This window comes from Curvivirga sp. (assembly GCF_965219885.1).
In the GTDB taxonomy this organism is placed as follows: domain Bacteria; phylum Pseudomonadota; class Alphaproteobacteria; order UBA8366; family Aestuariispiraceae; genus Curvivirga.
The window spans coordinates 1-11,129 of record NZ_CBDCOT010000004.1; the positions used below are offsets into that span (position 1 = coordinate 1).

The following is an 11,129-nucleotide window of genomic DNA, read 5'->3' on the forward strand; positions in this document are numbered from 1 at the left end:
GTGCTGGTTCAGCAGATGAACAGGAGGGTAAACAAGGGCGGCTACATTTCTTAGAGCATCTTATGTCAGGCACAGGTGACCAGGATCAAATCGTTATTGAGAATGGAGGATATCAAAACGCTGCTACCTCTTATCATTATACGCGCTTCATATTGAGATTTCCAAAAGACAAACTTGACCTCGCAGTTGAGATAGACTCGGAAAGATATTACAACACAGTGATCAATGAAGAGGTCGTAGAAAAGGAGAAGAAAATCATCTTGACAGAAAGAAGTCGTAGCTTACCAAACTTAACACGCAGATTTACAAGTTATTTTTTTAGTTTAATCTACAAAAAGAAGGATTTTAATACCCTTGGTACTGAGGCTTTTATTCAACGACTCGAACCTGATGATTTGAAAGCGTACTATGAAAATTTCCTGCGCCGCCAAAAGAGATTGGTCGTTGTGATTGGCGATGTGGATGTTGACCATGTTCTGACCAAACTGGACGAAGCCCATGGCAATGAGCAAATAATAGGCGAATTGTCGGACAAATTGCAGGCTTCTCAATTTCCCAACCCTGAATTACTGGGCAGAAAGTTCAGGATTACTTCAAAGAGTCTCAGTATTTCCAAGTTCAGAAAGAGTTGGTACACACCCAGTTTAGGCCATCGCGACTATGCGGGATTGCTCATTCTGACTACCATTTTGAACAAAACCGCAAATTCATTGAGGTCTTATATAGTTGATTCTGAACTTGCGAGAGCTTTCAGTGTCGGACTTGGCGACTATAAAGGATTTGGTTTGATGAATTGTGCAGCTGACCTGCCGCATGATACATCCTCAGATACTGTCCAAGCCATTATCCGTGTTAAATTAAAAAAGATAAAATTCATCTCTGAAGATGAACTAAATGCAGCCCGTAATGAACTTTTGCATAGCATGTATTCCGAATTTTATGATCGCTCAAGCATGGCTGGTTCATTTGGACGCGCATTCGCCCACGCTAATGATCCCCTACTCTATCCAAAATTACTAAAAAATATTAAATCCATTTGCAGAGAAGACATACCGCGCATCATAGACCAATACTTGACGGATGACAATTCGATAACTCTTTCCTTAACATTGTCTGCAAAAGAAGAACCATCATTAAATAAAAACTTAAACGCTTGGTGTGGGTTAATTAATGTTGAGTTAAGCAGGTGTTGAAGAAAAAGGTGTCCGTGATTATCATGCACTCCTATTCTAACCAGTCAGAAAGAAAGGAGCACGCGATGATCGACACAGACACCTTTGTAACCATATTATACGTGCTGGCCGATGATTTTTGCAAGGCCAATTTATCCTGTGACATTCGGCCAGGGCCTAATGCATCCTTAAGTCGTAGTGAAGTCATAACTTTAGCCGTATTTGGACAGTGGACGCGCTTTGAAAGTGAACGGGGCTTTTATCGTTTTGCACAAAAGCATCTTCGCTGTGCGTTTCCATCTTTACCGCATCGGAGTCAGTTGAATCGTCTCATACGCCGGCACAGGGAAGCCATCGTGTCCTTTTCGCTTCATTTTCAAGAACGCTTGCAAACGCGCACTACTCTTTATGAAATCATCGATAGCTCTGCTGTGGTGACCCGAGACGCCAAGCGGCGCGGCAATGGCTGGCTCCCGGGTCTTTCCGAGATTGGCTGGAGCAATCGGATCGGCTGGTATGAAGGGATGCGCCTCCTATCTTGTGTCAATCCTTCAGGGATCATCACAGGCTTTGGCTTTGCCCCTGCCAATGTGCAAGACCGGCCTTTGGCAGAGACCTTCTTCGCCTTGAGACACACACCGCACCCTGCGTTACAAAGTGTGGGACAGCCTGCACATTGTCCCTACGTGGCAGACAAAGGCTTTGCAGGCAAGCATTGCCAGCAGCACTGGGCAAAAGACTATGGCGCACAGGTCATTACGTCACCTCGAAGAAACAGCAAAACCCCCTGGCCTAAGGTGATGAGGAGATGGTTAGCCAGCATCCGTCAGATTATAGAAACCGTCTATGACAAGTTACACAATACCTTTCGCCTCTCTCGTGAGCGACCCCACCACTTGACAGGATTGCAAGCGCGTTTGGCGGCTAAAATTGCCCTACACAACTTCTGTATTTGGCTCAATGTCAAATATGGACGACCTCGATTGGCTTTTGCTGATTTGCTTGATTGGTAAACCCTTATATCTCACACCAAGCGTTTAATGCCGCGAACACCCTTACATTATGGAATTATGATATTGATATTCGCAGGTTTTCTAACGCTGTTGATATGGAGAAAAAAATTACACAGAAAGTTCTCCCGAAAGGCCAATGAATATGTTTCTGAAAGTGATACTTAGTTTTGCCCTGTGTCATATATTTGGCGTCCTCCCTACTTTTGCCGAAATTCTCAACCACCAAATTTTTTATCGCCAGGACAAACGTGCTCCTCTGACCAGTATAGAGATTGTCTTTCTCGGGGCAGGGAGAAACCAGGAACAGCCTTCTCAAATTGGTCTTGCAAATACAGTCTCAACATTGATTTGGGAGGCTGCCAAAAAGCAGGGGTACATGGATCAATTATCAGCATTAGGAACTAATTTAGATATTATCACCCACCCTCTATACCAGGCAATATCCATTTCTGCCCTATCTGAAAACTGTGGCGAGTCTATAAAAATAGTTTTCGATTTCATGCATAACCTTGAATTTTCTGATTCCGACTTGCAATATGCAAAAAAACAAGAAGTGGCTGATTACCAAAGTGGCCTGCAGATTAATACTTATACGTTTATGAGAACCTATGCGCTTTCCCAGATAACAGGAAAAAAGCAATTCAAGTCCTTAAAAGCACTGAAAAATTTCTCGCTTGAGGATGTTAGGCAATATTATGATCAACTGCTGAAAGCAGATGTGGTGTTTTTTAAGATAATCTCAAACCGCGATTCTACTGAGGTTGCGAAGTTGCTCCATCCGATTACAAAAGAGCGAGAGACAGGCGGGTTGGACTTGACCCGTTTTGGTGGGTACCTTATCAGTAGTCAGAAAGGAGACCCACTATGCCACCAACACGTCCACCTTATCCAGCCGAGTTGAAACGCCAGATCATCGAGCTTGTGCGTGCTGGCCGCAGTCCTACAGAATTGGCCAGAGAGTTTGAGCCGACCGCTCAGACCATCCAAAATTGGATACGCCAAGCTGATCGAGATGAGGGACTTCGAGAAGACGGTCTGACCAGTTCTGAGACAGAAGAGTTGCGTGTTCTTCGACGTGAGAACAAGCAGTTGCGCATTGAGCGTGAGATATTGTCAAAAGCAGCGGCCTGGTTCGCAAGGGAGACCGACGCGATCCCAAGAAAATCTTCGCGTTAATAAAAGCGCATCAGGCACTTTGGCCAATCGCCACGCAATGCCGAGTCCTGGGTGTCTCCCTCAGCGGGTATTATGCCTGGCGAACACGTCCACCCTCTAAACGAGCAAAAGTTGATGCAGACCTCAAGAAGAAGATTAAAGCCTTTTACACCCGATCAGATGGCACCTATGGTGCGCCCCGTATCTGGAAAGACCTGATGGATGTGGACATCCTTGTAAGTAAGAAGCGCGTGGCACGTCTGATGCGTGAGATGACCATTTGTGGCATTAGCCGCCGAAAGAGCACGCAAACGACTGTTAAGGCGCGTCAGGATAGAAAGGCTCCCGATCTGGTAAAACGCGACTTCATGGTTGCAACGGTCAATAAACTCTGGGTGGCTGACATCACCTATGTACCTACCTATTCTGGATTTTTGTATCTATCTGTTGTCATGGATGCCTTCTCCCGCCGCGTTGTGGGTTGGGCAATGGCGAGCCACTTGCAAAGTGAGTTGGTCCTGTCAGCTTTAAATATGGCCCTTTACCAGCGCCGTCCCGAAGACGTGATTCATCACTCTGACCAGGGAGCACAATATACCTCCATAGCATTTGGAAAGCGTTGTCGTGAGGCTGGCGTACGTCCCTCAATGGGGGCTGCTGGCGACTGCTATGACAACGCACTGTGCGAGAGCTTCTTCGCCACCCTGGAGTGTGAGTTGGTCAATCGCCGATCCTTCCGTACGCATAAAGAGGCTCGGTTAGCCATCTTCTCCTACATTGAAGGGTGGTATAACCCGCATCGCAGGCATTCTTCCATCGCCTACCATGCACCGATAGCTTATGAAAAACTGCATCTATCACAGGCTTGATACACAAGCCCTAAACTCTCCACCAAAACGGGGTAACTCCAGTCATCCAACTCAAAGTGGCGTGTATTTGAAGCTGAGTAAAAGACTTTATGCAAAGTGAATCCAAACAAAAAAGCCGACGTTTGCGCGTCGGCTTTCTTCATCAACTCAAAAAAAATGCAAAAATCTAACATACAAGCAAGGATTCTAACACCTGAGCAACCTTTTTCAATTGCACTTACAGACGCGATAGTATTATCATAAAAAAGCCGCTGACAAGACTCGGCAAAGTCCCCTGCCAGCGGCGGCAAATATCTCAAGCGGATGACTTGAGATGACCAAACTAAAGTAACAACCCGAAGCGCGATTGTCAATGTGGATTAAAGCGCGTAATAAGTCGTTTCTGTCAGGCTTTCAAGAGGATACATGGCATTTCTGCTACTCAATATCGCAAAAAATTTTGGTAGGAAGAAATTTAGACATTTTTCTCACAATTTTGAAATCCATCTCTCACCCATAGCGCTGAACGCAACGAAAGGAGGTATGAATAGAAACCGATAAATTGGCCTGGAGAACAGCCAGTTATACACTATTTGTCGTTACTTAAGCAGTATAACCCTTAACAGGAGATTGTAGCATGTCAGAAAATAGCTTTGAACACACCACATCCATCGTGGGACTCACCTGCAAACCGCTCGATATCCTCCCTGAGACCATTTCACCACAAGAAATGAGCAGGGCGCGGGGTGGGAATGATGGTGCTGGAGGTCCTGCTGGACCTGGTGCCCCTCAGCCAGGCCAGAACCCTGATGAAGCTAAGACCGAAGGGAAAGTATGGCAGCAGGCGGCTCAAGAAGTGATAAAGGATCAGAAACCTAAGTTACCAGGCTTAGAGGAGGGAGGGTACGTCCCAGATCCATCTTCTTATAATATTAACGGTCCTGGAGGTGAAGGAATAAATCCGATAGGTGATGCTTTTCAATGGGCTGTCGAAAGGGTAACTGAGAATGTTACGGATGTATGGGAGGATGTACAGGATGAATGGGATTGGTTTTGGGAAGAAGAGGAGGATGAAGGTGAGGAGGATGAAAGTGAGGAGGATGAAGGTAGCGGTTTAGACGGGATGGAAGGAGATAATGACCTGTCAGAGAATGAAATGTTTACCTAAATTTGTTGAGATGTCCTGAAGATGACGGGATAGAATATAGCAAAAATGGTTGAGGCTAACAGTCTATTTTGTCAATATGGGATTTTCGAGAGAGGTTCTTTCAGGCTTGCTGGAAGAACCTCCACATTTTATACTGTGCGGTACAAAAATGTATTCAGACATATAGACGAAGCAACCACGACCAGCTTTGCCGGGTATCAGATATGAAAAAAATTTATGCTCTCATCTCATTCCTTGTATGTGTCTTGTCGGCAGGCAGTTGCGCGGCCTACCGGCTTGTAGGGACGGAAGCATTATCCGAAGAACTCATTGCTCAACACTACACTATCAATCCCAAACTTGACGCCGTTATCGTTGTAGATCGCACAATCCCAACCTTTGAATATCATACCTACTACAGTGCTGGGTCGGCAGATGAAGTGGAAGGCCAACAAGGACGGATACATTTTTTAGAGCATATCTTGGCAGGCATTGGTAGCCATGGTCCGGGAGAACTCAATCAAATTATCGCAGATAACAAAGGGGAACAAAGAGCCTTTACTAATTATCATTTTTCACGCTTTATACTAAGATTTCCGAAGGATAAGTTTGACCTCGCAGTTGAGATAGACTCAAACAGATTTTATAATATAGTGATCAATGAGGAAATTATACAAAAAGAAAAGAAAATTATACTGACTGAAAAGAGTCGTAATGCAACAAATCCAAATAGAATATTAAGTCATTATTTTTTAAGTTTAATTTATAAAAAAAAGAATTTTTCCATTCTCGGTGATGGGGCGTTTATAAAACAAATCGAATCTGATGATTTGAAAGTTTACTATGAGAATTTCCTGCGCTTGCAAAAGAGATTGATTGTTGTAATTGGCGATGTGGATGTCGATCAGGTCCTAATGAAACTGGATGAAGCTTATAGTAATGTGAAAGATCAGAAAACACGCCAATCTCACTCCGATCATCAATATCCCAACTCTAAAGTGCTTGGAAAAAAGTTCAATATTACTTCAAAAAATCTCAGTGTATCCAAATTTTGGAAGGGCTGGTACACACCTTGCTTAGGCCATCGGGACTATGCGGGATTGCTCATTTTGACTCACATATTAAATAAAAGCACGAACTCACTAAAATCTTCAGTGGTTGATTTTGGACTTGCAAAGGCTTTTACTACGGAACTTCATCAACTTAAAGGATTTAGCTTGATGAGTTGTGTGGCAAACCTGCCTCCTGATACTTCCGTAGATACAATTGAAGCCATTATTCAGGCAAAGTTGGAAAGGATAAAATCTCAGGGTATATCTGGAGAAGAACTCAATGGAGCTCGAAATCAGCAGTTAAAAAAAATGTATTCCAAATTTTATGATGCCTCAAGTATAGCTCATTCATTTGGGCAATCATTTGCCCACGCCAATGATCCCCTCCTATATCCAAAGTTAATCAAAGATATTGAATCCATTAGCAAGAAAGACATCCCGCGCATCATAAATCAATACCTGACAACTGACAATTCGGTAACTGCTTCCTTAACGCTGCCAACAAGATCAAAATCATTTGGATATTATCTTCTGTTTTATGGGACTATCGCTATTATTTTATTTTTTTTCGTAAGTCTTGCGTGGCTACTGATATGGACTACGAGAAGATTGTACAGGAAATTCTCATGAAAGGTTGTCCTATAATGAATAAATTTCAGAGAATACTTCCGGGTCTTGTGCTGTGTTACATGTGTAGTCTTCTCTTTACTTCCCCTATCTGTCTGTCTGCGAAAGAAGAAGCTCCACAGGCAAGCATAGATAGAGCAGAAATTCCCAATCACCATATTTTCTATCGCAATGACAAACGTGCCCCATTGACAAAAATTGAGATCGTCTTCCTCGGAGCCGGAAGAAATCAAGAACAGCCTTCTCAGAATGGGCTTGCAGTAACAGTCTCAAAGTTGATTTGGGAGGCTGCCAAAAAGCACGGATACATAGATCAATTGGCAATGTTAGGTGCTGAGTTGGATATCTTTGCTGACGCAACATCCTTAACCATATCTGTTTATACCCTGTCCAGGAACTGTAGCAAGACCATAAAAATTGTCCATACCCTCATAGATAACCTCGCGTTTTCTGAGTCTGACCTGAAAGAAATGAAAAAGCGAGAGGCGAATAATTACCAGAATTACCTTCAAGGGAACATCTCTACGCTCATGATAAATTTTGCACTTTCGCAAACGATAAAAATAAAAAAATTGAGGTCCTTAAAAACACTTAAGAATTTATCGTTAGAGAACATAAAACAATACTATGACCAGCTTCTAAAAACAGACATAGTGTTTTTTAAGGTGGTCTCAAACCTCGATTCCACTGAGGTTGCGAAACTGCTTCATCCAATCATAAAAGAACGCCAGACAGGCGGTTTTGTACATTCATTGGCGCATTCCGCAACCGATCATCATTCTGGTCCTTCTGCTTTTGTCTTTAAAAATTATTCACACCTGAAGAATGTTTTCTGTCATTGGCTGATTCCCTGTGGAAGTATATATGGAGAAGATTATATTCCAACAATGATATCCAGTATTCTTGGGGATGGTGATCAAGGGCTGCTCCATCAGTATTTTCGAGAGGAATTGGGATTGGTCTATGGTCCTTCTTGTGAGGTGAAATTAGCAGAAGGAGTCTTATTTCTTAATATTCATGCCGATCCTCAGATTCATAACAGCGAAGAATTGATCGTAAAAATGTCCGATTTCATCCGAGAACTGCCCGACAATCCACGCTTTTGGAAGGCACTCAAAGAGTTGCGTGAAAGTGGTAATATCACCTATGACCGTGGACAACTGACACCACAGAAAAGCCTGGATAGTGAGGTAAATCGAGCTATTTACAACACACCAATTCGCAAAGGCGGTTATGATTCTGTCACCGATGCTGAGGTACGTGCTTTTCTCGAAAAATTTTTCGTGCCACAGAATATGATCATGATCTTTGTCGGGCCGCAGGATCGCATCATAGACATTCTGAATAAACACTTGCCTGACGTTGATATTCGCGTTCACAATGTCAAAGAATTGATTGAATAGATTCGCAGGCCTGTCCCTGTGAAAACGGGGATGGATAGAGCTAAAAACCCGTAGATCAGAGGAAAGAGATAGATGTTCAATTTTTTGATGCAATTTACCAATTCTGGAAAAATCAGTGCCGCAACCACAGAGGAACAGAGGGCCTGTCTCGAAGCCGTTATCCTCACCCTTTGCAATGACAGACTCTTGACTTTTATGGAACAGTGGGAATTTCAGCAACTTGTCAAAAGGATTCGCTGGCGGTTCAACGCTAAAGCAGAAATACCACATATTTGGGAAAAGGCACAGGCTGCACTTCAGGACTCAGAAAAATGGGCTGCCTATTTAGCAAATATAAATGAGAACATCTGCAACAAAAAAGTGGCCAGGGCAATCTTCCTGATTTGCGAAGACATCGGGTATGATAGCACTTATCTTTTAGACAGGCAACTTCAACAACAACTTCGCGAGGCCATTCTGAGTGCCCCATCGCAAAGCGGTCTGAAAACATCATGAAACGAACCGATCTATACGCCTCTCTGAGACCTCATGCAGAGGAAATGCAGGTCAATCTCGGAGAGGTTTTGTTTTGTGAAGGCGACAGGGACGATAGCTTTTACTATGTCGTATCCGGGCAACTCAGGGTCTTAACGAGAGACAGCAATGACCAGATGCAGACCCTCGGTTTTCTCTTTCCCGGCGACCATTTCGGAGAAGGCGCATTGCTCACGGGCAAACCGCGCAGAGCAACAGTTCGGGCGGTTGAACCCTCAACCGTACTGAAAATTTCTCAGGGCAACTTTCGGTCACTCACATCACAGCATCGGGAACTGACCCCTTACTTGCTCGATCAAGTGCGGGACATCGCTTATCGGAACTTCACAAAATTCATAGCACTGGACACTGTAAACCTCCAGGAAGCCATGCAGCTCTTTTTCCAATGTCTGGAGCGGAAGGTTATTGCAGCAGAAGAAAAAGCAGTATGGCGAGATGATGAAGCAAAATGTCTCTATCTCATTGGGCGCGGAACCTTGCGATTGAGAGAATCGGATCAACCCGCCAAAAGGTTAAAACCGGGCGACTTTTTTGGCGGCACAGATGATCAGCTCACTATTGAAACAGAAACAGAAGTCGTTCTTTACATCCTTTCGCACATCGATTTTGACAGAGTGCTCGAAAAGGCACCACAAATCATTCGGATTTTTGAGGACAATGAACAAGAAGAGCCGCGCGAGACAGTGCCGCAAAATGGTCGGATTAAAACAATAGAGACCGAACCTGAAAATAGCATCTCGGATCAAAGCCCTCGAAAACTGCGAAACTACATCACATTTCCCTACATCAAGCAACACGATGAGACCGATTGCGGCGCGGCCTGTCTCGGCATGATCTGTCAGTATTACGGGCAATCCGTTGGATTAAATCGCCTGCGAGACATGGCCAATGTCTCGCGGGAAGGCACATCCCTATCCGCGCTTGCCGAAGCTGCTGAAAACCTGGGCTTTTTAACGCGCGGTGTGCGGATTGGATACAGTGAAATTGGAGAAAGAGACCTGCCTCTCATCGCGCACTGGGAAGGCTATCACTTTGTTGTTCTGTATCGGATCAATTCAAAATACGCCTGGATCGCCGATCCCGCACTTGGACGCAGAAAAATTCCCCGCAAAGAATTTGAAGACAAATGGTCTAAACTCGCCTTAATACTCGAATATACCGACAAAGTATCCAGATACAGGGGAAGAAAATCATCGTTCAGGCGGTTCTTTCCACTCGCCCGTCCATACCTCGGTATTCTCATCGAAATCATGATCGCCTCCCTTGTGCTGAACCTCTTTGGCCTTGCCTCACCCCTGTTCACCCAGATGATCCTCGATCAAGTCCTCGTTCACCAGGATACGAGTCTGCTCAATCTCCTGCTTTTAGGCATGATCGCCATCGCTTTATTTCGGATCGCTACATCTTCGCTGCGCAACTACCTGATTGGGTATGTGGGTGCTCGCATCAGCATCTCGATGTTATCACATATCTACCATCATCTTCTCCGTTTGCCCATGCGATTTTTCGCCCTCCGCAGAACCGGGGACATCATGACGCGATTTCGAGAGAGCCAGTACTTGAGGAGTTTATTGACCGAAACGGCTATTTCAGCCGTTCTTGATGCAATCATGATCTTTGTCTATCTGGGCCTGATGTTCTATTACCACACCACTTTGACATTTTGGGTTCTGGCATTCATACCGTTTAGCATTATCCTGACTTTAATCTACACCCCAATCCTCAAATCCATCAACCAGCGCTCTTTTCTCGCCCGCTCGGAATGGTCATCCTTACTCATTGATTCCCTGCGCGGCATTGAAGTTATCAAAACCCTCGCAGTCGAAAAATCCACGCGGTGGTCATGGGAAGAACGCTTGACCCGGGAAATCAAAATTGGTTTTACCGCGATTAAGACAAACATGCTATTTGGATCTTTGGGGCAGTTGAACAGTGTCTTAGGCAGCACAGTCGTGCTCTGGTATGGCGCGAATCTGGTTATTCAGGGCGACTTATCCGTCGGTCAGCTAATCGCTTTTAATATGCTCAGTGGCAGTGTATTGGGACCGATTATGGGACTGATTAACCTGTGGCCGGAGATTCAACTGGCGAAATTGGGACTGGACCGATTAAACGATATCTACGATATGCGAACCGAGTCATCGCGCAATCGCAACTATTCGGTTCAACTCACAGACG

Annotated in this window: 9 protein-coding genes; all 9 read left to right on the top strand. The window is 44.5% G+C overall.

From position 1 onward, the window contains the following. Positions 1-1,193 (top strand): M16 family metallopeptidase (locus tag ACOQOA_RS00040; protein WP_420546656.1); only part of this gene is annotated, 1,193 nt, incomplete at its 5' end. A gap of 65 nt (positions 1,194-1,258) precedes the next feature. Further along, a complete protein-coding gene (locus tag ACOQOA_RS00045) occupies positions 1,259-2,185 on the top strand; it encodes an IS982 family transposase (RefSeq protein WP_420546657.1) in 927 nt (308 codons plus the stop codon). A 142-nt stretch (positions 2,186-2,327) separates the two neighbouring features. After that, the gene (locus ACOQOA_RS00050) at positions 2,328-3,086 is read left to right on the top strand and encodes an insulinase family protein (protein WP_420546658.1); all 759 of its coding nucleotides are present in this window, start codon (positions 2,328-2,330) and stop codon (positions 3,084-3,086) included. Further along, a protein-coding gene (locus ACOQOA_RS00055) for an IS3 family transposase (protein ID WP_420546659.1) occupies positions 3,050-4,209 on the top strand; the annotation gives its coding sequence in 2 pieces (ribosomal slippage) (positions 3,050-3,299 and positions 3,299-4,209; 1,161 coding nt in all). The genes ACOQOA_RS00050 and ACOQOA_RS00055 overlap by 37 nt, the downstream gene beginning before the upstream one ends. A gap of 616 nt (positions 4,210-4,825) precedes the next feature. Continuing rightward, the gene (locus tag ACOQOA_RS00060; RefSeq protein WP_420546660.1) at positions 4,826-5,356 is read left to right on the top strand and encodes a hypothetical protein; all 531 of its coding nucleotides are present in this window, start codon (positions 4,826-4,828) and stop codon (positions 5,354-5,356) included. Positions 5,357-5,559: 203 nt separating this feature from the next. After that, positions 5,560-7,017: a M16 family metallopeptidase gene (locus ACOQOA_RS00065; protein WP_420546661.1), complete on the top strand. Its 1,458-nt coding sequence runs from the start codon at positions 5,560-5,562 to the stop codon at positions 7,015-7,017. Further along, positions 7,014-8,417: a M16 family metallopeptidase gene (locus ACOQOA_RS00070; protein ID WP_420546662.1), complete on the top strand. Its 1,404-nt coding sequence runs from the start codon at positions 7,014-7,016 to the stop codon at positions 8,415-8,417. Before ACOQOA_RS00065 ends, ACOQOA_RS00070 begins: the two co-directional genes overlap by 4 nt. Positions 8,418-8,489: 72 nt before the next feature. Next, a complete protein-coding gene (locus ACOQOA_RS00075) occupies positions 8,490-8,912 on the top strand; it encodes a hypothetical protein (protein ID WP_420546663.1) in 423 nt (140 codons plus the stop codon). After that, on the top strand, positions 8,909-11,129 hold a 2,221-nt coding region (locus ACOQOA_RS00080; protein ID WP_420546664.1), incomplete at its 3' end, for an ABC transporter transmembrane domain-containing protein. The genes ACOQOA_RS00075 and ACOQOA_RS00080, both read left to right, overlap by 4 nt.